Origin of the sequence: Coleofasciculaceae cyanobacterium, from assembly GCA_036703275.1 — a bacterium.
Taxonomy (GTDB): Bacteria; Cyanobacteriota; Cyanobacteriia; order Cyanobacteriales; family Xenococcaceae; genus Waterburya.
The window spans coordinates 231,035-255,571 of record DATNPK010000089.1 but is presented as its reverse complement, the minus strand read 5'-3'; the positions used below and the strand labels follow the sequence as shown (position 1 = coordinate 255,571).

General features: G+C 38.9%; 24 protein-coding genes. 9 read left to right on the top strand and 15 right to left on the bottom strand.

Annotated features, from left to right (window positions below):
- Positions 1 to 262: 262 nt before the first annotated feature.
- From V6C71_17785 to V6C71_17760, 6 genes are all read right to left on the bottom strand, one after another.
- A complete protein-coding gene (locus V6C71_17785; protein ID HEY9770315.1) occupies positions 263 to 1,768 on the bottom strand; it encodes a site-2 protease family protein in 1,506 nt (501 codons plus the stop codon).
- Positions 1,769 to 1,997: 229 nt separating this feature from the next.
- Entirely contained in the window at positions 1,998 to 2,918 is a 921-nt protein-coding gene (gene murQ / locus V6C71_17780; protein HEY9770314.1) for an N-acetylmuramic acid 6-phosphate etherase, read from the bottom strand.
- 115 nt (positions 2,919 to 3,033) lie between these two features.
- On the bottom strand, positions 3,034 to 3,417 hold the full coding sequence (locus tag V6C71_17775) for a DUF3110 domain-containing protein (GenBank protein ID HEY9770313.1): 384 nt from the start codon (positions 3,415 to 3,417) through the stop codon (positions 3,034 to 3,036).
- A gap of 174 nt (positions 3,418 to 3,591) precedes the next feature.
- Entirely contained in the window at positions 3,592 to 4,071 is a 480-nt protein-coding gene (locus tag V6C71_17770; GenBank protein HEY9770312.1) for a DUF2996 domain-containing protein, read from the bottom strand.
- A 105-nt stretch (positions 4,072 to 4,176) separates the two neighbouring features.
- The gene (locus tag V6C71_17765; GenBank protein HEY9770311.1) at positions 4,177 to 4,512 is read right to left on the bottom strand and encodes a hypothetical protein; all 336 of its coding nucleotides are present in this window, start codon (positions 4,510 to 4,512) and stop codon (positions 4,177 to 4,179) included.
- A gap of 550 nt (positions 4,513 to 5,062) precedes the next feature.
- Positions 5,063 to 5,353: a nuclear transport factor 2 family protein gene (locus tag V6C71_17760; protein HEY9770310.1), complete on the bottom strand. Its 291-nt coding sequence runs from the start codon at positions 5,351 to 5,353 to the stop codon at positions 5,063 to 5,065.
- Positions 5,354 to 5,614: 261 nt separating this feature from the next.
- Between V6C71_17760 and V6C71_17755 the strand changes: the two genes are divergently transcribed.
- Positions 5,615 to 5,998 (top strand): hypothetical protein, encoded by a 384-nt coding sequence (locus V6C71_17755; GenBank protein ID HEY9770309.1) that lies wholly within the window; start codon positions 5,615 to 5,617, stop codon positions 5,996 to 5,998.
- 86 nt (positions 5,999 to 6,084) lie between these two features.
- Here the strand turns inward: V6C71_17755 and V6C71_17750 are convergent, their stop codons facing one another.
- Positions 6,085 to 6,282 carry a hypothetical protein gene (locus V6C71_17750; protein HEY9770308.1) on the bottom strand — a complete coding sequence of 66 codons (198 nt, stop codon included), beginning with the start codon at positions 6,280 to 6,282 and terminating at the stop codon, positions 6,085 to 6,087.
- A gap of 43 nt (positions 6,283 to 6,325) precedes the next feature.
- On the opposite strand from V6C71_17750, the gene V6C71_17745 reads away from it, so the two are divergent.
- Positions 6,326 to 7,129: a creatininase family protein gene (locus V6C71_17745; GenBank protein HEY9770307.1), complete on the top strand. Its 804-nt coding sequence runs from the start codon at positions 6,326 to 6,328 to the stop codon at positions 7,127 to 7,129.
- Positions 7,130 to 7,166: 37 nt separating this feature from the next.
- Here V6C71_17745 and V6C71_17740 read toward each other — a convergent pair whose 3' ends face one another.
- The 3 genes from V6C71_17740 to V6C71_17730 are packed head-to-tail and all read right to left on the bottom strand — an operon-like array spanning position 7,167 to position 9,206.
- Complete coding sequence (locus V6C71_17740) at positions 7,167 to 7,871, bottom strand: ATP-dependent Zn protease (protein ID HEY9770306.1); 705 nt, start codon at positions 7,869 to 7,871, stop codon at positions 7,167 to 7,169.
- A gap of 39 nt (positions 7,872 to 7,910) precedes the next feature.
- Positions 7,911 to 8,573 (bottom strand): DUF4335 domain-containing protein, encoded by a 663-nt coding sequence (locus V6C71_17735; protein ID HEY9770305.1) that lies wholly within the window; start codon positions 8,571 to 8,573, stop codon positions 7,911 to 7,913.
- A gap of 3 nt (positions 8,574 to 8,576) precedes the next feature.
- Positions 8,577 to 9,206, bottom strand: coding sequence for a DUF3038 domain-containing protein (locus V6C71_17730; protein ID HEY9770304.1), 630 nt, complete (start codon positions 9,204 to 9,206; stop codon positions 8,577 to 8,579).
- Between the two features lie 132 nt (positions 9,207 to 9,338).
- Here V6C71_17730 and V6C71_17725 point away from each other — a divergent pair, with 132 nt between their 5' ends.
- The 5 genes from V6C71_17725 (at position 9,339) to V6C71_17705 (ending at position 14,467) form a co-directional block, all read left to right on the top strand.
- Positions 9,339 to 9,857, top strand: coding sequence for an adenine phosphoribosyltransferase (locus V6C71_17725; protein HEY9770303.1), 519 nt, complete (start codon positions 9,339 to 9,341; stop codon positions 9,855 to 9,857).
- Between the two features lie 205 nt (positions 9,858 to 10,062).
- A complete protein-coding gene (locus V6C71_17720) occupies positions 10,063 to 11,802 on the top strand; it encodes a TolC family protein (GenBank protein ID HEY9770302.1) in 1,740 nt (579 codons plus the stop codon).
- Between the two features lie 100 nt (positions 11,803 to 11,902).
- Entirely contained in the window at positions 11,903 to 13,177 is a 1,275-nt protein-coding gene (locus V6C71_17715) for an O-antigen ligase family protein (protein HEY9770301.1), read from the top strand.
- 134 nt (positions 13,178 to 13,311) lie between these two features.
- Positions 13,312 to 14,028: a response regulator transcription factor gene (locus V6C71_17710; GenBank protein ID HEY9770300.1), complete on the top strand. Its 717-nt coding sequence runs from the start codon at positions 13,312 to 13,314 to the stop codon at positions 14,026 to 14,028.
- A gap of 211 nt (positions 14,029 to 14,239) precedes the next feature.
- Positions 14,240 to 14,467, top strand: a complete 228-nt coding sequence (locus V6C71_17705; GenBank protein HEY9770299.1) for a hypothetical protein — start codon at positions 14,240 to 14,242, stop codon at positions 14,465 to 14,467.
- A gap of 601 nt (positions 14,468 to 15,068) precedes the next feature.
- On the opposite strand, the gene V6C71_17700 is transcribed toward V6C71_17705, so the two are convergent.
- Positions 15,069 to 15,818, bottom strand: a complete 750-nt coding sequence (locus V6C71_17700) for a DUF554 domain-containing protein (GenBank protein ID HEY9770298.1) — start codon at positions 15,816 to 15,818, stop codon at positions 15,069 to 15,071.
- A 147-nt stretch (positions 15,819 to 15,965) separates the two neighbouring features.
- On the opposite strand from V6C71_17700, the gene V6C71_17695 reads away from it, so the two are divergent.
- Entirely contained in the window at positions 15,966 to 17,195 is a 1,230-nt protein-coding gene (locus tag V6C71_17695) for a response regulator (GenBank protein HEY9770297.1), read from the top strand.
- Between the two features lie 38 nt (positions 17,196 to 17,233).
- On the opposite strand, the gene V6C71_17690 is transcribed toward V6C71_17695, so the two are convergent.
- A complete protein-coding gene (locus V6C71_17690; protein HEY9770296.1) occupies positions 17,234 to 18,736 on the bottom strand; it encodes a hypothetical protein in 1,503 nt (500 codons plus the stop codon).
- A gap of 85 nt (positions 18,737 to 18,821) precedes the next feature.
- Positions 18,822 to 19,463: a TetR/AcrR family transcriptional regulator gene (locus V6C71_17685; protein HEY9770295.1), complete on the bottom strand. Its 642-nt coding sequence runs from the start codon at positions 19,461 to 19,463 to the stop codon at positions 18,822 to 18,824.
- Between the two features lie 291 nt (positions 19,464 to 19,754).
- On the opposite strand from V6C71_17685, the gene V6C71_17680 reads away from it, so the two are divergent.
- Complete coding sequence (locus tag V6C71_17680; protein HEY9770294.1) at positions 19,755 to 21,320, top strand: pitrilysin family protein; 1,566 nt, start codon at positions 19,755 to 19,757, stop codon at positions 21,318 to 21,320.
- Positions 21,321 to 21,374: 54 nt separating this feature from the next.
- Here the strand turns inward: V6C71_17680 and V6C71_17675 are convergent, their stop codons facing one another.
- Both V6C71_17675 and V6C71_17670 read right to left on the bottom strand, forming a co-directional pair.
- On the bottom strand, positions 21,375 to 22,556 hold the full coding sequence (locus tag V6C71_17675) for a transposase (GenBank protein HEY9770293.1): 1,182 nt from the start codon (positions 22,554 to 22,556) through the stop codon (positions 21,375 to 21,377).
- Positions 22,557 to 22,909: 353 nt separating this feature from the next.
- The gene (locus tag V6C71_17670; GenBank protein HEY9770292.1) at positions 22,910 to 24,391 is read right to left on the bottom strand and encodes a hypothetical protein; all 1,482 of its coding nucleotides are present in this window, start codon (positions 24,389 to 24,391) and stop codon (positions 22,910 to 22,912) included.
- Positions 24,392 to 24,537 lie beyond the last annotated feature (146 nt).

The window sequence follows — 24,537 nt, the reverse complement described above, 5'->3', positions numbered from 1 at the left end:
AACTATTTCATTGGGAAGTCTAATAAAGTTTGCCAAAAGACATAGGAGAGGAATATTTAAAGGCTAGTTGATTTTATATTACGTCTTTAAAAGTTTAAGAATCCAAGGAGGTTTCTTTAAATCTAGCCCATCCTCTCCCCCAATCGACTGATTCACAGTAAAATAATAACCAAGATGCGATTCATGATATTTAAAGTCATGGTCGTTTTTTAGTGTTTATATAATAACTTCGAGTTGCAGCTTACTTTTCTACTATCTAAAACTAAGCGCCTAAGCCAATCCGACCAGCTAAACCAGCACTAAGTGGAATTAAAGTTGCCAGCATTAAAAACAACGCCAACAAAGCCCAGGCTGCTCTACTATCGTCTGGTTCAGTTAATTCATTTTGGACTGGGCGTTCTAAATCTCGCTGTAAAAACAAAATCAATACTGACCAATATAAAGGTATCGGGTTAGCAGGATTAAACAAGGAAACGATTCCCAAAATAATCAGAGTTGCCAAGGTAGCGCGTCTAGCAGTTTTACGTCCATAAATGGCGTGAACGATTCTGCCTCCGTCTAACTTTCCAGCGGGCAAAAGATTTAAAGCAGTGATCACCAAACCCAGCCAGCCAATTATTACCAACGGATGAATATCGACCACTGCCTTCTCCAAAGCTGAACCAAGAATTACTTTCGCTAAAGTTCCAACCAAGATCGAGGCGCGAAAAAATTCTGTGGGTAACTGAAACATACTGCCAGGATGGGACAGGGTTAAACCAGAAACCAACAGCAATAACGAAACAACTCCTGCTACGGCAGGACCAGCAAAAGAAATATCAAATAAAGCTGTACGGTTGGGCAACAAAGACTCAAAACGAGTAATTGCACCGAAAGAGCCGATTTGCCAGCTAGGTAAAAAGAAGGGAATACTTAGGCGAATATGGTAACGGTTAGCAATAACTCGATGGCCAATTTCGTGAGCAATTAATACAGACCACAACCCCAAACTAAGAGGAATAACTTCGCCATAGCGACTAAAATCATTGAAAAGGTCAAACCCCTGCAATAAACTGGCTGCCTCTAAGCTAGTTAAAATCGTGCCAATTAATAAGACTAGGGCTAAGTTTTTCTGTGCCAGGGTAGTAGTCTGAGGATCGTTAGTTTTAGGCAAAATAACGACTACAGGTCTTTCTTCAGGGCTTTCTACCAGAAACAGGCGATATTTATCATCAAAAGCTCGATCTAACTTTTGACTCATTTTAGAATAGGCGATATCTGGTTCACTGCGAAGGTTACCTTTAAAGATCGCACCATCTTGATAGGGAATAGTTTCCGTCGCAAAAAAGGTATCTATGCCAAAAATTGCCTTCAATGCGGTCAAATCTTCGTCGGGAATGGGTGATACTTCTATTACTGCTTTTTGCTCAAGTTCATTAGAATTTGGTGCAGGTGATACCTGTTCTATTTCTGCTTGTTGTTTGATTCTTTCCGCTGCTTTTTGCTGTAATAGAGCTTCTTGTCCCGCTGCTCTAAGTTGTTTGCCTAGCCAGATATAAACGGCAATTGAAACTAACAATAAAAACAGTATGCCGACTAAATTAAGATATATGCCTAAAGCGAACAAGCCAAAAAACAAGAGCCAAGGACTCATCAGAACAATTGATTGCAGCCAAGCTAAAATTCCCAGTCTGCCATAGGTCTTAGCTCTATTGTATCCCCAGACCAAAATGGCGACAACAGCAGCTAAAAGAATAAAAGTGGCAAGAGATTCCGATCCGTCTATCATTCTTTATTTAGGTATTTTTTGTAAGGTTAGTTAGATTAATGGTCAAAAACGGCGATCAATATTTGATTTAGCATCTAAATAACCAATAATTGTTATTATTTTATGATCCCAACTAGACTAACGAAAGGATTTCTCGCAGGATAAAAGGTTTTGTCGGGATGAGAAATGACCGATAAAGAAGGAAGAACTCTACTAAATTAAAAGCTTGGCGGCGATAGTGTAGCGAACATTAAGAATTAGGTGCTTGTCGTTCAATTAGCGATCGCAGGTTTTCCTGAGGCTCATTTAATAATGCCTCTGCTGCCGCTGAATCCATACCAGTCCAGTAGATTAAAAGGGCTAACTTCACTTTATTCTGACTTTTGGCTAATAATTCCCCTGCTGCTTGGCGATCTAGATCGGTTAGATCGGCAATAATCCGTAAAGCGCGATCGCGAAGCTTGTCGTTAGTTACGGCAACATCAATCATCCGATTGCCGTAAACTTTGCCGTAGCGTACCATTGCTCCGGTCGAAATAATATTCAACGCCATTTTAGTTACTGTACCTGCTTTGAGCCTAGTCGAGCCTGCCAAAATTTCCGCACCGACTAACAGACGGATATCAACATCAGCATCAATGGGGACTTGTTCGGCACTAACGCAACTCATGGCAACAGTTGTCGCCCCTAGTAATTTAGCCTCTCGTAATGCTCCATGAACAAAAGGAGTAGTTCCTCCTGCGGTAATGCCAATAACTACATCGACAGGGGTTATTTGGCGATCGCGAATTGCCTGCGCCCCATCTTCAGGGCGATCTTCCAAAGCCTCGGAACTTTTAATCAAAGCTGCTGTACCACCAGCTAAAATTCCCTGGACTAATTCTGGCGGAGTACAAAAGGTAGGAGGACATTCTGCTGCATCTAAAACACCCAGCCTACCGCTAGTACCTGCACCGACATAAAATAATCTACCACCTTGTCTAAACGCAGCAGCAGCCAGATCTATAGTTTTGGCTAAAGAAACACGAGCTTGAGCGATCGCTTTTATCGTCTGTCGATCTTCTTGATTGAATAAATCGACTATTTCTAAAGTAGATAAGCTATCTAAGTTCTGACTTTGAGGGTTAATTTGTTCGGTTAACAAATGTCCCCTCGACTGCAAATTATTCATAGATGACTTTTATGTCCTTGCTAGTTTTAATTGCTCAAAGCTTTTTTGGTAATAACATTTCTACCGCTCGGCTATTAGCTTTCCTTAATCCTGCTGCCTCAATACTTGGCGCTTATTACAAAAGCCCTTCAAGTTGACGGCGAATTCGCTCTAACTCATCATTAGCAATCGATTCGGCTTCTGAAGCAGTATCGATATTTTCTGGCTGACTTTCATCCCAGCTAAGATCCTCAACATTTTTCTCCGGAGGTATTTCTAATTCTCCTGGCTCAATAATTTTAGAGTCATAATCTGCCTGACGGCAAAACTGCTCGACTTCTTCAGAATCAATTGCTTCTACCTTTGGTTCAGGGAAGTCTTGAGCTTCTAATAATCCTGCGTAACGAAGAGCGTCATCTTCTTCTTGAAACATCAAGATGGTATTGCGATCGCTCATCTGAACCGTATGAATTCCTTCATTATCAGTTCCCGCATTAAATAGCAAAATGTATACCAGCATATCAACTAAGGCTAATTTTGTATTTATGCCAATTACAGCATAAAATTAGTTTAATCAGTAACCCAATAATAATAAAGAAAATTTTTAATTAATAATTAATTGCCAAAAAATAGAGGCAGTTAAGATACTACCCCTATCTCTAACTGATTAATCATCGTGAAATATAATCAATGCTTAGTTTCTAGTTAACCATTTTTGAGCATTAAGTCTTTGCACAGTATACATAACTAGCAACTCCAAATTGACTCTTCGCTCGTCAATCATGAAAGATTCAATCGTGCTGGGATTAATACCATAAGTAGAATAAGAAAATGCTTTTTGACCTGAAATATCTTCATCGGGAAAATAGAGATTAAAAGCGCGATCGCCATTTTGCCATTTACCTACTACCTGCCAACAGGGTTCATTAGAGTTTGCCCCTTTAATTGGTACTCCTTGCTCTACAAAAGTTAAATCAACTTCCTCAATTCCCTCGCCAGCCATAGCCTCTTTTAATGCTGGAAGATAATGCTCTTGAATAAATTCACTAAAGGGTTTATCTTCCAACTTTGGCGGTTTAGCTTTTTTAGCTGCTGTTTTAGCAGCAGGTTTAGCATCTGCCTTTTTTTCTGCTGCTGGCTTTGCCCGATCTTGCTTATTTGTTTCCTCTGCCATGTTCTACCAAATTTACAGCTTGAGCTACGGTATTAGATGTGAGTTATTCTATCACGGCTATTTGGTGCAGGATGATCTCAATCTCAATAAGATCAATTTAACCAGCTAAGAAAATAAAGAAGCGATCGCACCTCGGAAAAAGAAATAAGCATCCCAAATTATGTAGCTATATAATGCGGTCAAAACAATAGTAATCGTCATTTTTTTGACCGTCGCTGTTCCTTCACTCGCATAGGCTAGCCAGTAAATCATCAAAGGGGTTGTCATGTAGCAAAAGAATCCGTAACCAATACATTTTAAGCCAATCTGAATTAATTTAACGTCAATAGCATTAGCTGCTATGAGAATAATTAAAAGAGATAAGATACCAGCTATAAACTGCACGATACTGTTTTTGAGCAGTATAAATAAAACACCTTGATTATTTTGAGAATTTTTCATTATTTAATTAATCAATATCTACTTCTACCGCAGCAAAAGAAGACACTTGTATTATTTAAGATTATGCTGTAATTATATCTAGGTATTTATAACTATTTTTTAAAGAATTTAAGAAGTTTCGGCAGAAATATGTAGAACTAATGTAGAAAGCTTGATTTACCTTAATCAAAGCCGATTAAATGGCTATTCAGGGTATAACCTTTAGGCATAACTGTTAATTTTTGAATTGAATTAGCTGCTACTAATACTAAATTCGATTCCCAAAACCCACTTTTGGTAAGTAGTTTTAACTAGGCGATAAAGTTAGGGCGATCGCTTATACAAAAGAATTTTGGCGTTGCTGAATCGAGGTACGAAGCGCGAATTGATTACTTTTATAATCTAAGAAAGGAAGGTTAGTTATAGACTAAAAGCTAAAAGCTATATGCCCTAAACGATTCACGGATAAACCGCACTCCGCCCTTCGGTCTCGGAGCGGTATGCTTTAGGACATATCGCGTCCTCCGCGTCACGCGCTCGTTCGCTAAATCAGCAACGCCAGAATTTTTACCTACTGAGTCACAACACTAGAATGAGCAACAATGATCTGCCAAGCACCATTAGAAGAAAGAGTCCAAACACGAGTAAATCGAAAATCACCCTCAGATGTAATACCAGCGTAGCTACCTGCTAAATGTACTCGAACAGTGACAATCGCCACGTCTTTTATTAATTGAATGTGTTGCTCAAAAGGTGTTAAAACTTCTACTTTAAGTGTTCCCGATTGGTGAGCCTCAAGATCGTCTTGTTTTCCTAATACTTGACCAAGATGGTTGGTAAAAATAACTTCTGGTGCAAGCAATTAATCAAGTGTGTTTACATCAGAATTAAGCATTGCCAGCCTAAGCTGTTCTTCAGCTTGGACAATCTGTGTTTCAATTTCAATGCTCATGAAGTATGCTGTGTAGGTCGTGTAAGTATTTATTATGCTAACAAGTCCTTCATATTCATTGCATCGCTTCTTTACAAACTCAAAGTAAATCTGCATAAAAAAATAGACCAATCGTAATTAGTAAATGTAAGCAAAACACACATACTAAATCTTACTTTTACGAGGTCTAAAATGAAAAAATCTACACTAGGTATTCTAACTGCAATTATCGCTTTCGCTCCTTTAACTGCTTTTGCTCAACAGCTTGGTTCTACAAGCTCGGGAAACCCAAGCGTAGCCCAAGCTCAAGACGCTCAGACTAGCATTCAAAACAATACAAACTCGGGGGCTGCTGTCGGTACTAGTAATTTCATCCACCAAAACACCGACCAAACTAATTACCAAAACCAACTAGACTTAGGTGGTTATTCCACTCCCGATGCTCAAACTTCAGTCCAATTAAACGCCAACGAAGCTGCTGGTGTCGGTCATGGTAACGCAATTATTCAAGATGCCAATCAAACTAATGTTCAAGGTCAAGTTGATGTAAATCAGTACCTGCCTTACGGCCACTAAGATTCATACCATTATTGCTTTCTAGACTCAATAATACAGCCCTGGTTGATATCAACCAGGGCTGATTCTTTTTTTCAGCCTTTGAGTTAAATATAAAGAGCGATCGCTACTGGCACTATGTTAGTTCTTGGTTCTAATCTGGCTACTAGTCTAGTTAATGTCTTGAGTACTAATAATTGCAGAGAGGGACTAATAACATTTAAGCTTGGATGATGTAGTTGATGTAGTTCAACCTGAGCTTTGTCCAGAGGGGTGGCTGCGATCGACCCTTGAAACTTTCTCAAAAAACATTGTTGGCTTCACTAATCAAAGACTCAGAGTAATTTTATGATGCACGGTTTTATTCCTCCTCAACGTTACTTTCCTTATCTCACCTGGAAAGAAATTGAGCAAATGCCAGACAAGGAAAATGTGGTAATTATCCAACCTATAGGCGCGATCGAACAACATGGTCCTCATTTACCTATTGCGGTGGATTCTGCCATTAGTTTGGGAGTGTTAGGTAAAGCGTTAGGGCAATTAGAAAAAGATATTCCTGCCTATGCTTTACCCTGTCTTTATTATGGTAAATCTAACGAACATTCTGGTTTCCCAGGGACTATTACTCTTAGTGCCAACACCTTATTGTCTGTAATCACCGAAATGGCTATGAGCATCTATCGCTCAGGTTTTCGCAAACTGGTATTGATGAATTCTCACGGAGGACAGCCACAAATTATGGAAATAGCAGCCAGAGATGTTCATCAAAAACATCCAGATTTTGCAGTGTTTCCTTTGTTTACCTGGCGCGTGCCTCATAATGCTGCTGATTTACTCACACCCAAAGAACAAGAATATGGCATTCATGCAGGAGATGCAGAAACTAGTCTCATGCTGTCTTTATTACCCAAACAGGTTCAGATGAATCAGGCAGTAAAAGAATATCCTCAAGGCTTACCAGAAAATAGCTTGTTAGACATGGAAGGAAAATTACCTTTTGCTTGGCTAACCAAAGAATTAAGTAAAAGCGGAGTAATGGGAGACGCAACTATTGCTACGAAAGAAAAAGGCGATCGCATTTTGCAATCTGTCGCTGGTGGTTGGGTGCAAGTAATTCAAGATATCTATAAATTCCAACAGCCTCATCTTTGAGGATTTGCATTCAGTGGATTGAGATCTGATTTGAATCTTAATTACTGGCAGCTAGTTGTTCACTGTCAGCATCACAATATTGCTGTATTACTGCATAGCATTCGGCTACAGAAGCTCTTTGTTTCATTGCCTCTACCAAAGCTTCATAAGATTGCTGATGCCTGGTCAATAAGTTAGTTGCCTGTAGCTTAGCCCAGCGTTCTTTCTGAGGATAGCCTACTTCTGGAAGACCAGCCATTACTAAAGCTTGTCGTAACTGCTGTCGATCTTCAGCACCACCTTGTGCATCGCCATAGACTATTGTCTCCGCAGCTATCCCTGCCATCCAAACGGTGCTAAAACGCTCTAAAGTTAAACGCATAGCCTCAAATTGAAATGGTCTCGCTGTTAAGGCTTCTGTATCAAAGCTTACCCCACCGCTACCTAAGCGCCCCTGTTTTAAAACTTCCCAAGCAGTTAGGGTATAGCCCGTAATCGGTATTCCTAAAAAATAAGCGGTCAAAAAATGTCCTGCTTCATGGTTAATAATACGTTGACGTTGTTCTTGTGAGGCAAACAAGTCTAGCAAAAGCGAAACGCCTCTACTATTCCAACTTAAGGTGTCTACTGTAGCTAAACTTAAGATGCCAAAGGTGACGGCAGCGGGAACAACAGGAGGAATCTGAAAAATTGGTCCTAGTAAAGATGTCATAGTCATCAAGAAGATTCCTACCGCAATTAAATTTAAAGCAGTTTGAGGCATTATAAATAATATTTATTTCAATTTTTAGATTTATCGTTTTTATTCTTCATTGAGAGGGGTAGTTTCTGTAGTAGAAGGCTTCGTTTGATTTGTTTGGTTAATTGGAGTCGATTCTGGCGGCCTAATTTCTGGTGGAGGAATCACAAAAAATGCTCCCGCTGCGATCGCCAAACCAGTAAAACCAATTGCCACAGGAGTTAATCTTTCTGCTAGAGGCTGTTCTGGTTTACGATAGCGTCTGCTGACGGACTGCAAATCAAGGGTCATATTAGGTAAGGTAGAACGATCCGCATAAAACTGGTCGATCGCATCAACTAAATCAAATAGCTCTACCGTAGTTAAATCGATCTCGGTTTTAATCTCTTCACCCTCAGGCTCAGGCTCGAAAGTTAAACGATGAAGATGTTGTTCGGCTAGATTAGTCATCGATACCTGAGGATATTCGGCAGCGTGGCGAGCGGTTTGAGGTAACCCACTAAGCAACCCTTGAGCATAATTACTTACGGCATAGGAGAGATTTTTTAAGAACACGCTGCCACCACTCAACTTTTGATTAGAGCCAAGCAAGTGACACTCAGCATTAATCAAAATAGACATCGGGGGTTTTCCATCTAAAATATCAACGTTTTCGGTATCGGTATCTTCTAAACCTTCCAAAATTAGATTACAGTTAGGCAAACTATACTGTCGTTTCGTATTCATTTTTTAAGCCACTTCTCCATCAAACAAACTAAACCAAACCCGCTGCATTCCTTTGGTTCCAGTACAAAATAATAGCTTATTTAATAAAGACAAGGCTAATTCATTGAGCTGTTCTTCTGAGGCAATATAGGCTGATACCTTAGCACGGCGCGAGTTCATTCGACTACGAAAATGAGCGCGAAATCGTTCTAAATATTCTGAAAGTCGAAAGTGATTATCTAAAGGAAGATTTTTCTCTCGCATTTGCTGTTCTGCTACTAATAGCTGTCTGATAACTACCATCAAGTCTTTGGCTCGATAGGCTGCAATAATAACCAATGCTTTGGCCTGATCTAAACTCAAATAATCTCTAGTATAAGAACGTCTCCAGGGATTGCTACAGCGCAAACGCCACAGATTAACACGATGTTTAATAATTGGCTCTATGCCTAGTTGTCTTGCCGTTGCCAGCATTTGTTCTGATGCCCCTAGTTCTAAAGCTTCTAGAGCAAGCAGCAGCAAATCAATTTGTTGTTGAGTATGAGGAGAACAACCCTTAGAAGGGAGAGATATGTCTGGTAAAGTATTTAAAATCGAGGCGGGGCTATTTATAGAGTCAGCAAAATCGGATTCTAAACTTGCAGATTGGCTCATGGTAAAACTCAGTCCAAATTATAGTTATCGATGATTGTTCTTTGTCGAGGATAACAAATAAATCTCTGGTGCTATGATGCCATAGCTATCTTACTCAAAAACCAGTCTAATCTAATTTATTGACGTTTATTTATGGAACTCAAATCTTTAATTCGCGATATTGCTGATTTTCCTCAACCAGGAATTTTGTATCGAGACATAACGACTTTATTAAATAATCCTCAAGGTCTGCAATATACAATTGACCGATTGACAGAGCAGTGCCAAACGGCAAATTTAGCCCCAGATTATGTTGTGGGTATGGAATCGAGGGGGTTTATTTTTGCGACACCTCTGGCTTATCAACTCAAGGCGGGTTTTGTTCCCGTGCGGAAACCTGGAAAATTACCCGCCCCAATACATTCCGTGGCTTATGAACTAGAATACGGCATAGATCGGCTAGAAATTCATCAAGATGCGATCGCTCCTAATGCCAAAGTTTTGATTGTCGATGACTTATTAGCTACTGGGGGAACAGCCAAAGCTACTGCCGAATTACTGTCTCAGATGAAAGCGGAAGTGATTGGTTTTGCTTTTGTGATTGAACTGCTGGCTTTAAAAGGAAAAGAGAAACTACCCAACGTACCGCTAATTAGTTTAGTTAAATACTAATTGATTGCTGTAGTAAATTATTATGAAATATTAAAAAGCAATTAATTTCAAAATTTTAACCGTTCGATTGTAATCTGATGGTGAAGCAATATACTACTTTATATTAAATGTTGGAATTGACAAGATTAATGCCATAAACACGATAGCAAGTATAAAATTGTCTAGGTTTGACGCACAGATATCTTAATCAACAAAGGAGTGAGGAGTGGGTAAGAAGAATCAATTGATCCAGGTATTTGGTATCAGTACGGCTATAGTAATCGGCAATGTAATCTCAGCTACTGCTGAAAATACACCTAATTCTGGTTTAAACAATTACGCTCATTTGGTCAAAGCGAGTAATTTGCAGCTAGATATTAAGCAGGCTACATCCACAGCTGGTTCATTATTATTATCTACCGCGCAAAATAAACCACAGCTAAATTCTCAAATTAATTTTTCTCGGTTAGTTTCGGAAAAAGTGGCTCAGACAAGCGACTCTACTCAGCAAAACACGCAAGACATTATCCAACCAGCACAACAGCCAATTCCTAATACAGAGCAGCTAAATCCTAGTGGCAATCCTCTGTCGTTTCCCACTCAACCTAATGAAGTTGAAGTTGATAGTCAAAAACCAATTACCTTAGAACAGGCGGTAGAATTATCGCTCAAAAACAATAAAGAAATTGAAGAAGCTAGAATACGGGTAGAACGTGGCGAAGCTGTATTAAGACAGGAAAGATCGGCGCTTTATCCTACTTTAGATCTGACTAACGGATTGAGTTATGGTAATAGTGCTTTTCTCGATAGTACTATCGAGCAAAATATCGATCAGCAAGTAGAAACAGCCTTGGAAAATGATCCTAATCTTGCCGAAGAAGATGTCAGACAGGCAGCAGAAGATCAATTTACCAATGCAAGCTCCAGCAGTTTTACTTTGAATGGGGGTTTGGGCATCAATTACGATATTTACAATGGTGGTCGAAGAGGAGCAAGCATTCGCGCTGCCGAAAACCAACTGCGGATCGATGAGTTAAATTTGGAAGCAACTGTCGAGCAAGCTCGATTTGAAACTGCCAGAGATTACTATAATTTGCAGAATAGCGATGCTCAAGTAGAAATTCAACTAGCTGCGGTGGAAGATGCTTCACAAACTTTAAAAGATGCCCAACTTTTAGAACAAGCAGGATTAGGTACCAGATTTGACGTTTTACGGGCAGAGGTAGAATTAGCTCAGGCACAACAAAGATTAACCACTGCTAGAGCCGAGCAAAACATTGCCCGCCGACAATTAGCAGAAACTTTAAGCGTCGCCCATAGTACCGATCTTTCTACAGCCGATGCTATTGAAGAAGCTGGTATCTGGAATTTAGCTTTGGCAGAAACTATCGTACAAGCTTTTAAGAATCGTGCTGAACTAGAGCAGTTCTTGCTGCAAAGGGAGATTGCTCAAGAGCAACGGACCATTGCTTCATCAAATGCTAGACCAGCACTAAGTGCTAATGCTAATTACACGCTAAACGATGACTTTGAAGATGATTTTGATGTTAGCGATCAATATAGCGTTGGTCTAAATTTCCAGTGGAGATTATATGATGCAGGCTCTGCTCGTGCAGGTGCAGACCAAGCGGAAAGAGATGCTGAAATTGCGGAAACTCAATTTGCTAACCAGCGCAATCAGATTCGTTTTGCCGTAGAACAAGCCTATTTTCAACTTGAGTCTAATCAAAATAATATTGGTACTGCAACCAAAGAGGTGGAATTAGCAGAAGAAAGTTTACGTTTAGCTAGATTGCGTTTTCAGGCGGGAGTAGGTACTCAAACCGACGTAATTGATGCTCAGACTCAGCTGACTACGGCAAGGGGGAACTTACTTTCTTCAATCACTGATTACAATCAGTCTTACGTTGATTTACAAAGACAAGTTTCTAACACTCCTGATAATGGTTTGCAGGATTTACCTTAATTGGTTTAGTTTGGACTAGCTGCGGTCAGATTTATTGGCTAATAGCTTTTAATTGTGGGAACTCGCTTTATTTTTTAGGCAACGATCGCGATCAAAATTAATGTGGTTTAGTGAATTAAAAACTGCTAAAAATTGGACATGGTTCTGTTTTAGCGTCAGCATCTTTATCTTGCCGTTGTTTCCCGCGATAGGAACATTGGGATTAATCGTAGTTTTAGTTACGGTTTGGCTCAATAACTACGGCAAGATAATTACAAGTCCTCTGAATCAAGGATTGGCAGTACTAGCCTGTTTTTTAATTATTAGTTCAGCACTAGCAGAGCATTCTCAAGAAGCCTGGTTAGGGTTAGCTAATTTCTTACCTTTTTTTGCTTTGTTTATTGCCTTAAGGTATTTAATTACAAAGCCTGTTCAACTCAGAGAATTATCGTGGTTACTAATACTTCCCTCATTGCCAATAGTGATTTTAGGTTGGGGACAAATGTTTGCAGCGTGGGATACTCCTACATTTATAGAAGCTATTTTAGGCTGGCAGCTAGTTCCCCAAGGAGTACCAACTGGGAGAATGTCATCAGTATTCATCTACACTAATTTTCTGGCGATTTATTTGGCGATCGCTTTTATCCTAACATTAGGATTATGGTTAGAAACTTGGCAGGTTTGGCAACGAAAATCTACTAAACTACAAATTCAAACCTTACTTTTACTAACGCTGATTTTAATAGTAGATATCAGCGGATTGGTTTTGACTAGTTCTCGCAATGCTTGGGGGCTAGCTATATTTTGCTTTATAGCTTATGCCGTTTATATGGGTTGGCGTTGGTTAGTATGGGGAGTTATTGGTGCTGCTACGGCAATCCTTTGGGCTTCTTTTGTCCCTAACTTGGGTGGCACACAATTACGCCAAGTTGTTCCTGCCTTTATTTGGGCTAGACTATCAGACCAAATGTATGAGCGGCCTGTAGAAACTCTGCGCATCACTCAATGGCAGTTTTGCTGGGATCTAATTAGAGAGCGTCCTTTATTTGGTTGGGGACTACGTAACTTTACTCCTCTTTACGAAGCCAAAATGAATTATTGGTTCGGACATCCTCACAATTTGTTCCTAATGTTGAGTGCTGAGACAGGAATTATTGCTGCAATGTTATTAATTGCAGTTGTTGCTTTGGTTATGTTTCAAGCAGTCAGGTTTTTCTTAGACTTGTCTGGCAAAAATTTTCAACTAATCTTTTTTAGCTATTTGCTTGCCTTTACTTCCTACATTATCTTTAATCTTACAGATGTCACTATTTTCGATTTGCGCGTGAATACATTTGCCTGGATACTTTTGGCTGCAATTAGTGGTGTAGTCAGAAAAGAATCTCAAAAAATCTAGTTAATTATATTATTAAGATTAAAACCTAATTATTTTAGCTTTCAGTTTTTTTTTAGCTGACATCATGCAAGCAAATGATGAGACAACTTATACTCCAGTAAAGCAACATCTAAAATCATTTATTGTGATATCAAATGAAAATTCTTATTGTTGAAGACGAACAAGAAATCGCTCAATTAATCGAACAAACTTTAACCAAAGAGTGCTTTTTGTGTCGCGTTGCCAATGATGGATTAACAGCATTAGATATCTTTAAACAGCAACAACCAGATGTAGTTATTCTCGATTTAATGCTTCCTGGTTTGGATGGACTTGAGGTTTGTACGCGTATTCGTCAGCAACCTTATAACAAAGATCCTTATATCTTGATGCTTACCGCCAGAGGTGAAGAAATAGATCGAGTAATTGGACTCTCTACAGGGGCAGATGATTATTTAGTAAAACCCTTTAGCCCCAGAGAATTAGTTGCTAGAGTTCGCGCCCTATTGCGACGCAGCCTGCGTCATGGTGTACAGGAAGACAACTCTCAAATCTATCGTACTAAACATTTTTCCGTGGATTTAGAGCAACATATAGCAACCAGACAGCTAGACTTCCAAACTCCTGAAGAATTAGATCTTACTACCCTCGAATTTAATCTTCTTTCTACCTTTCTTAGTTATCCTGGGCGGGTTTGGAGTCGTACCCAGCTAATCGATAAACTTTGGGGTAATGACTTTTTTGGCGATGAACGAGTAGTCGATACGCACATTAGAAGACTCCGCAAGAAAATAGAGCCAGATTCAGCTAATCCTACATTTATTAAAACTGTCGTCGGTGTTGGCTACAAGTTTGAAGATGATAACGTTTGACGACTCTCTCCGATATTGTACCCTTGTGGTATAAATCGGCGGATTCTCACTTCGCTAGGATTCGCTCAATATACTTTTGCGCGCCCACGATTGTACCAGGAGTAGAGTCTGCTAAACCTGCTATATATTGGTTCTTTTGATTGGCGCAATCCACAAACTAAAGAAAAAACCTCGATGACGGCGATCGCTTTTGATCCACCCAAATCTGCTTTTGATCTGCCAAAGGTTAATAGCCAATGTTAACGATCGCATGGCAGAATATGCCACTTTCAAGGCAATGGGTCATAAAAACTTCTATTTACTCTGTGCAGTGTTTGAAGAAGCAATTATCCTGTCCATGCAGTTATTACAGTGGATAGAACACGTTATTCGTTCCTTAAAGATTTTTCGGATTTTAGCTCAGCCGTATCGTAATCGCCGTCGCCGATTTGAAGTCTAGATGTGCCGAATTTATTTCGGCATACAGAATCGACTTGTTGGGTTACGTTTTAATCTTATTGTGACGCTCCGCTTATACTAAAGCCAATCGCGGATTCACGGATAAACCGCACTCCGCCCTTCGGTCACATTTGCTCCGCTTATCCGAAGGTGTATCATGCACGGGCTAGTACTTTAGTGAATCATGCACCGGCTGATTTATATAATTGTGGATTAAGTTTGGAGATCGCCTGATTCATGCAAGAGGTCTAATATATCAGTCGAGGATTTAGTGAAGATATTTTAACTATCCAAAATGAATTTAGCGAGGAGTTAAATTGATAGCTAGCATTTGACACATTGCCTAAATATTCGGCTGGTAGCACTTTTAACATCTGCCCAAAAGCGATCGCCTTAATTTATGGCATAATAATTTACCAAATAAAAAGGATGTTCATCGCGAGCATCCTTTTTAAAATATATATCAGGTAATTAAAAGTAATTTTATTTGCCAGCAATTTTATCAAACATTTAGCTGGCGGTATTTATAATCGTATTTATGTTTTAAATCATACCTTCAGTTAAATAGATGATGCAGTGATCTTGAACACACACGGTAAAATTTAGTTGTTCAAATAACTAGCAGACCAATAAATTAAAGGGGCAAAAGCGATCGCAGGCAGAAAAGAAGCAACTCGTATCTTAGCTATTTCTAATAAATTACAGCCAATTGCCATAATCATTAGTCCTCCAATACCAGTAATAATTAAAAGATAAGGATTATTATCGGCTTGAGGAACAGTGTTAGCAATTAAACCAACGATCAATGATAGTCCTCCTTGGTAAATTAAAATAACTAGAGTCGAAAACCCAACTCCAATACCATAAATATTAGCCAAAGCAATAGAAATTACACCATCCATAGTTGCTTTCAAAGTTAGCAAAGTATTATCTCCGTTCACCCCGTTATTAAAGCTACCAATTAAAGTCATTGGACCAACACAAAACAACAAGCTGCTGGCAACAAACCCCTCGGTAAATAAACCTTTACCTTTAAACTTTTGCTTGAGCCAATCGCCTATTATCGTCAACTTTAACTCAATCTGTAACCACTCTCCTGTTACTCCCCCGAACACTATTGCTAATAGTCCCAAAACTGCGCCGTCAATTCCCCCTGCTTGGACTTGTCCCATACTGTTTGCCATGCTCAAGCCGATCCACAAGGTGAGCAAGCCAATCCCTTGAGTAATAATAGTTTGTATTTTTGGGGAGAGACGATCTTTGAGCAGTAAACCTATGCTTGTTCCTAAAATAACCGTAAAAACATTAATCCAAGTACCACTAGTTTTATCCCAAAAGTCTAAATCCACCATTGAATATACAGCAAAAATTTTAACAATAACGATATGTTTTTACGAAAAGCATAGTAATTATACTGCTTGCAGCAATTTTTTCTCTTGTGAGGATCGAATCAAAAAGTTCGAGATTTTAACTAGCCTAATTTACTGCTGCGCCAAAACATGAAAGCTAACAATGACCAAATTAAAAAAATTAAATTACAATTCCAGAATGCCGTCGATTTGAAACAAAGCTGTAAAATTTACGTGACAACTGCTCAGAATGATAGCTGGAGTTTTTATTTTAAAAAAGGTTATTTGATTTGGGCAAGCAGCAGTATGCATCGTTTCAGAAGATTGTACCGTTTAACGAATCAAATTTGTCCTGAGATTAATTGCCAAGACATTAGGTTAAGAGAACAACAAATTTCCGAATTATGGGAATATTTGCTAATTGCTGTTTTATTCAAACGAGTGCAGATTACCATCATTCAAGCTCAACAAGTAATTCAAGCAATAGTTCAAGAAGTTTTATTTGATTGTTTGATAGCTGGTAATCAAATTAATCAAGTTAAAACAATTTTTGAAACCCAAGCAAACAGCATGGGAGCTATTTTAAGAAGCTCTTTATTCATGCAGCCAGTTATTCAAATTGATTATAAGAAAACTATTGAGCGTCTCAAATCTCGTATTATCGATTGGAAAGCATTAAGTCTCGATTGTACGCCCAATTTTGCTCCTGTAATCAAAAATATCAACAAACTAAAGCAAGCTGTAGCTGTACAAGCTTATCAAAAGTTATTTATTTATATTAATGGTGAAAAAACGATCAGAGATTTAGCGATCGCATCCCCAAAAGATATTTTAGAAATTGCTCGCTCTTTTGCTCCTCATCTTAAAAGTAAGGCGATCGCGATGCAGCAAGTTGGAGATCGACAGTTGACTAATCTATATTTCGCCCCTGCTGACGGTAAATATTACAACCAGAATCATAACCAGCCCAGAGAATATATTCAAGAACTAGAGCTACCTTTAATTATCTATGTTGATGATAATCCTCATACCTGCCAACAAGCTGCTCAAATTTTGAATCCTGTAGGCTATCGTATTATTCTTGTTAACGATGCGGTTAAAACTTTGATGGTATTACTAGAAAATAAGCCCAGCTTAATCTTTTTAAATGCAGTAATGCCTGATGCTAATGGTTATGAACTCTGCGCTCAAATCAAAAAAATGCCAGATTTTAAAAATATTCCGCTCGTTATCTCTCGTAAAGGAGAAAACATGATCGATCTTGTCCGAGGCAAAATGGCTGGAGTGTCAGATTTTATTAATCAGCCACTCGAGTCAACTGAATTACTAACTTTGGCTCAAAAACATACACAGAGGATTATTGATTACTCAGTTAACTAGTCATGCGCGGATCCCAAGGTTGAATAAGATTAGCATCATTACTTATGAGCTAGATTGCGTAAGGTACGAGTTTGTTCGAGGATGTCTTCAATATCTTCTTGAGACAAGCGTTCAACGTAATTAATTTTGATCTCCTCTAGTAGATCGATTAATAACAGCTCTATTTTGTTCATGCTTTGCTGTGCTTGTAGTTCGCTAGAAACCGTCTTGCCAACATTGCTAATTAAACTCTCTAATAAGCGATCAAACTGCTCATCCTCTGCTAGAGCTGCCTGAAGAGTGGCGCTAAAAGCACTATAGCTTTGAGATACTAGCTGATGACTAAGTGTCGTGATAGTGCGCTCGCCACCAGGGAAAAGTTTAATTCCTTGATAGGCCTGGCTTTGCTTCAAGGCTTTGTCTATACTGTATTGCAGCAAAGTTTCGGCTTCTGGTTGAATTGCGGGTAAGACTCGATCTGCCAGTACTTTAGCAAAAATTCTGACTATTTCCGCAATTTCGTTAGTGTCATTAATATCAATATAGGAATTAATAGTTTGTTGTGAAAGCAATCGGCTCACGTCACCATTGCGGATTGAAGCCTGCATCTGGTTAATCAGTCGAATAATTACAACTTCAGTCACATCTTCGGCAATTCCTGCTACCAACCCTTGACTAATCTGCTTTTGAATTGACATCAAATTGATAATTTGCGCTTGAGTCAGACGAACCGTTACAGGTATAACCCTCAGCCATCGCCAGAAAGGAAGCAGGAAAAAAATATCATACCAACGCCAGAACATAGCGTCTAACCAGCTTACTCCTACCCGCCGCCGACTAATAAACCAACTTCGTGCTAAAAATTCTAGAGCAAACAGTACGCCAAAAGGAAAGTCAATCAAGCCGAAATAGTCTACATAACCTCCATTCTCACCAATGACACGATAGTAATTAGTCTCGATCAGGGGTTGAATCTCAGTGTCAAAAAACGCTAATTCTTGAGTCACCTTCCCCTCAAAGTTGGCTGGAGTCCAAAACTGCCAAAATGCCGACTTCGCTGAGTTATCTCTGTTAAAAAGATGCGATCGCATTTTGCTTTTAATTCTTTCTAAGTTACCAGTTTTGTTAGCTTCTGAAAAAGCATTAGTCTGAATTATTTCGAGACTGCGACGGCGTAAATCTCCTAAAAGAGCATTTGCTCCAGGTGAATCAACCCGATTAATTGTCAATTCCTGTCTTAGCTGTTCTACCTTATCCAAATACTCTTCCGTATCCCGATTCGGAATTATTCCTTTGACCACATCGTATTGAGTAATAAACTCAGACATATCTTGAGTCAATAAATCTAACTCAATACCTGCAAACTTGATGTATGCAGTATTAATTCCCCCTAGCGTAACTTCACCAGTTAGCCAGAAATCCCTCAGAGGAATATAGCTAAGATCGAAAGCAACAATCGTCAGGTTGATTACAGCTATTAAAGCCATCAATCTTTCTAGCCAAAGATTAGGTCGATATCTTCTAACTTTTCTCGGAACTCTCGCTCTGGTAAAAATAGTCATGCGGACGTTGTTGATTTATCGTATTAAGCTATAACTTAGACTGTTGAAAGCTATTAGCTATTAGCTATTTTATTTGGATCACTGCTTACGGTTCATTGTTCAAAACTCCTCGAAGGAAAATATCAGAAATCCCCTCTGCCATTTCCTGCATAGCTTGAGGTGAGGCATCAGGATCGATAATGGTTTGCTCTGAAAAACCAGCGATCGCAAAGATACCCAAAAATACTTTAGCTACTATTTTGGGGTCGATTTTGCGGTATATTCCTTTTTCCATCGCAGTTTCAAAAAAAGCTTCTGCCACATCGGTCATTTTCGTGATTACCTCGGTTTGAATGCTTTCCTTTAGTTCTGGATGATATTGAGCTTCAATGAAGCAAACGCGCATTAAATCTTTATTTTGGCGCATATTAAGCATTCTTCGCCGCATCACTTGAGATACTGCTTTATAGCTGCCCATTTCGCTAAGTTCAGTCAACAAATCAGTGAGAATATCAACCCATCCCGCAGTAGCTACCTCAATTAAAATGGCTTTTTTAGTGGCAAAATAGCGGAATAGAGTGCCTTCAGCTACTCCTGCTAACTTAGCTAAATCTTTAGTGGTCGTGCCATCATAGCCACGTTTTGCAAATAGTTGCAGTGCTGCCTGTAAAATTTTAGTGCGCGTATCTTCTTCTGTCTGAGGAGTTTTACGCATCTCTTTCCAGACTTGCTGAGAAAATATTTGCATAGTAATAGTGGTTGTAATTGATTAAAAGTTAGAGTGGAGTTGAAAACTTGAGAACTTTAAGTTTAGTTTAATCGTCTAGTATTTCACAATAATTGTATTTGGTCTGTGTAATTCTTTTTTAGCTCAATTCTTTACAGATTGTTATTTAGGGTAATTCCCTGGGCAAGGATATTATCGACGGTAATTAGACAATAGTTCAACAACAGCCAGCCTAAAAATCTGAGTAAAATATAACCGCAGTAAAACCGCAGTAATAAGTGGATGACAAAATTGAGAAATTGGGAAGACTTAATGAGATCGAGCAAACTAACTTGCTTGGGTATATTTAGCAAACAGCGGTGGATTATGCTGCTGGCGATCGCTATTTTATGGTGGAACTACTCTGGTTTGTCTGTTTTGGCAGCGCCCCAGGATACGCAGCGCAATACGACAATTCAGCCTTATCTAGATCGGGTAAAGTCGCAGATTACAGAGTTTACTCTCGACAATGGTTTAAAGTTTATCGTCCTAGAAAATCATGAAGCTCCTCTAGTTTCATTTGTCACTTATGCCAACGTTGGTGGTGTAGATGAACCAGATGGTCAAACTGGAGTAGCGCATTTTTTGGAACATCTAGCTTTTAAAGGTACTAAACAAATCGGTACGACTGACTATCGTGCTGAAGCCAAAGTCTTGGATAAACTCGACGCTTTATTTGCCCAAATCAAACAGGCGCAAGAGTCGGGAGACGAAGCAAAACTTGCCCAACTAACCGACGAATTTATTGCTACTCAATCTGCTGCTAGCAGGTATGTCAAGCAAAACAAATATGGTGAAATTGTTGATACGGCGGGGGGAGTCGGTATGAACGCAGCAACTTCAGCCGACTATACTAATTACTTCTATAGCTTTCCTGCCAACAAATTAGAGCTATGGATGTCATTGGAATCAGAGAGATTTTTAGAACCCGTATTTCGCGAATTTTATAAAGAAAAGCAGGTTATTTTGGAAGAAAGACGCTTGCGTACCGATAATTCTCCGATTGGCAAAATGATCGAGGAGTTTCTGGATACTGCCTACACTACCCATCCCTATAAACGACCTGTAATTGGCTATACCGAGGATATTAACAACCTAACCCGCGACAACGTCGAACAGTTTTTCCAGGCATATTACGCACCAAATAACTTAACCATGGCGATCGCTGGAGATGTCGATCCTCAAGAAGTTAAGCAACTAGCTAAAACTTATTTTGGCAGGTTTAAGTCTCAACCTCAACCTCAAGCAGTAACTAAGGTTGAACCACCTCAAGCTGAAACCAGAGAAGTTACAGTGAATTTTCCTTCTCAACCCTGGTATTTAGAAGGCTACCATATACCTGCTCTAAGCGATCCTGACTATCCAGTATATGAAGTCATTTCTGAACTGCTTAGCAGTGGTAGAACGTCTCGTCTTTATCAATCTTTAGTGGAAGAAAAACAGGTGGCTCTCTCCGCCCAAGGCTTCAGCGGCTTTCCAGGAGATAAATATCCTAACCTGATGCTAGTTTACGCCCTGACCTCCCCTGGAACTAGTATCGATCAACTAGAGACTGCCGTTAGAGCAGAAATTGAACGCCTGAAAACTGAACCAGTTAAACCGATGGAATTAGAACGGGTAAAAACTCAATTAAAAGCAGGCTTATTACGTACTCTTGATTCCAATATGGGTATGGCACAAATACTTGCCGAATATGAAGCAAAAACAGGTAGCTGGCGCAATATTTTTGCGGAATTAGCGAGATTAGAAACAATTACTCCAGAAGATATACAGCGAGTAGCTCAACAGAGCTTTACTGAAGAAAATCGTACTATTGGACGTTTACTTCCTCCCAGCTAAAGTAGTCAAAGAGTGAACTACTACTTTTGAATCAGAGATTACAAAAGTAGCTTCCTATCCAGAAACCTGCGTAGTAGTAGATTTCTTGCGTCCTCTATTACTACGTCTTACAGTTTGACAATAGGCTTTATCCCCCGTTCCAGAGGTCAAATTTAAAATTCGCAGTCCCTCATCACGGATGTTTCTAGCTGCATTGACATCACGGTCAATATGCTTAGTCTTACAGCTAGAACAATCCCAGAATCTGATGTTCAAATCTAAGCTATCTACTCGATTCAAACAGTTATTACAGGTCTTAGAGCTGGCAAAGAATCTATCAACTTCTTGATAAATCTTGCCGGATTGCTCTGCCTTGTACTTAAGCATTGTACAAAACTGACCCCACCCAACCTGAGAAATAGCTTCTGATAACTTGGGGTTTTTAACCATGTTAGCCAGTGCAAGACTTTCAACACATATAACTTGACTCTCGTTAACTATCGAGCGCGATAGCTTGTGATGAAAATCTTCTCTGCATCTAGCAATTTTGTTATGAACTTTGGCAACTTTCAATCTAGATTTGTTGTGGTTATTAGAACCTTTTTGCTTCCTAGATAATTGCTGTTGTTTTAGTTTTAAATTACGCTCGTGTTTTTTAAACCATTTAGGGTTATCAAACTTGCTTCCCTCGCTTGTAATAGCGAAATTAGACAAACCAAGGTCGATTCCGATCGCCTTTCCTTCAGATGATGAGACTGGTTTATCCTTACCATCATCAAATAAAATAGCAGCGTAATATTGATTAGAACAGTTTTTAGAAACAGTTACAGTTTTAAATTTACCCGCAATCTCACGATGAAATACTGCTTTAACATCACCGATCATTGGTAGCCTTAAACAATTCAATATCCTCTTTACATTTTGAGGATATTGAATTGATTGCTTGCCGTGCTTGGACTTAAAGCGAGGATATTCAGCTCTACGTTCAAAAAAATTATTAAAAGCTACTCCTAGATTCAAGCAAACAGATTGTAAGCACTGAGAGTAGGTCAACTTCAACCACTCTTGTTCCTTTTTTAGTTGCGGTATTTGTTTTTTAATCGCATACCCAGATAAGCCTTTGCCTGTTTCTTTGTAAGTTTCATTCATCAAATTAAGACAATAATTCCACAACCAGCGACAATTGCCAAAAGACTGACTCAAGGCTTCTTGCTGCTGGCTATTTGGATAAAGTCTTACCTTGACTACTCTTAACATTTATAGTGAATTTAATTTGCTATAAACTATAATAACCTGAAAACAGTAGAACGATTCATCTACGCTCTTATTTATAAATTACAAGGCGTAGGATTCTCGTTTTAAATGGCTAAATTTTACAATAGTTTAGTTTTTAGCTTCTTGGCGCATATGCCCTAAAGGACTAGCTTCGCGTGACGCGCTAGCTAATCCTTTAGGACTAGCTCCGCGTCGTCCTTTAGGATTCGCTCTTTGTTGGAAACCAACAAGACCGCCCGTGCATGATTAGCCCGTGCATGATTAGCTCCTTACGTCGCGTCCGATGCACCGCTTTTAGCTCAATCTTTTGTATGTTTCAAACAATAAGGTTCTAATTATTTAATCCTAATATAGAGCCTAAAATCAGCTTCTTGCTTTTGCAACTGATAGTTTTGCTTGAGAAAATTAGTTACTTCAGTCCAACTAAAGCGTTTTAAGAACACCTGTTCTGGCTTATATTGATTGATAATGTCGATTAGCTGGCGATCGCTCATATTTCCTGTTTCCACTTGTTTCATCGAGAGAACGGCAGTAGAGGGAGGAACAGGAATACCTGCACGAAAAGCAAAGATCGGTGAATCTGTTACCATCCAGTTAGTTTGGGATTTAAATTGAGCTATTTCAGCTAAAAATTCAGCTTCTAAACTGACAAAAATTGTTTGGTGACTACAATTTTTCTGCCAAGATTTAATTGCTCGCCAAGTAGTTTTTGTTTGTTCACCCACGAGGAGTATCGAACTAATAATTATCGCAACACCTAAAAACAACGAGATAATTCGGCGATTCGGTCTTAAATACAAACCCCTTGGCAATGCTCTGCTGATTATTTCTCCCATAGCATATCCCACCATAATAATTGCTGGAATATGTAACAACAGTACTTGGTGATACCATATAGGTTTATGGTCGATTAGCAGTAAATAGGCGGTTATTGACCAAGCTGCAAAATAAAATATTTGCCATTGTTGACGCTGATAAGCAATTAAAATTCCCCAAATTGTAAATCCGCCTAAAAATAGCCTGTAATCATTCCTTAGAGAATGCCTTAACGTCATATCTTGAAAAGCGTCGATATTTCGCGCACTAGTATGATTTTCCAGCAAAAGATGAATATTATCGATACCGACAAGCGATAGCAAGATTAGTAAACTAAAACTAAATAAGATAATTATCCATAAGGCTGGCGATCGCAGTTTTTCTTGCCAACTTGTTTTTTTGATATTTTCAGCCCGATCTAAAGCAATACCGATAACAATAATTGGAGCTAGAAAAAATGTAAATAATTTAGTTAAGATTGATAAGCTCAACAGTAAAGCAGAAATAATCAACCAAATAGTCTTATGAGTTGAATGCCACCAAATAATGCTCAATATTGCTCCCATTCCTAGAGCTATGCAGGGTAGTCCTACCATTACCGAAATACTTAACTTTAAATAGTTAGGTGATATTAGTAAAAATAGTATGCCAATGCAAGCGTGCAAAATTCCGCCAAACAAATATAAAACAAGCCAAGTTTGCCACAAGATAATCGTAGAAAATATTAAAATAAAGCTACGGCCAAGCTCAACTTTTGGCTCAAAAACACTAAAGATTGATGCCAATAAATGAGTTAGTATTGGCGGCTGATCGTTCCAAATTTCTTGATACAGCTGATAGCCATCATTGAGCATAAAAGCTTTCATCAAATTGATTCCTTCATCAGGATCGAATTCCCAGCAACCATAGGAGTAGATCGTGTTTAATCCCCACCAGAGAAAAAACAGAGACAGAATAAATTGAAACCAAAGGCTATTATTGAATTTGTTTTGGATAGTCATGAATAGTTTTTTTGGCTTAAATCATTATGCTTGGTTAATTGGCAAGACTAAACTAGCTTACTAGAATAATAAACGACATTAAAAACAATCTTCGAGCAGTTCCATGCTGTACTTTGATATGATGAAAAGCATTAAGAATTCATTAA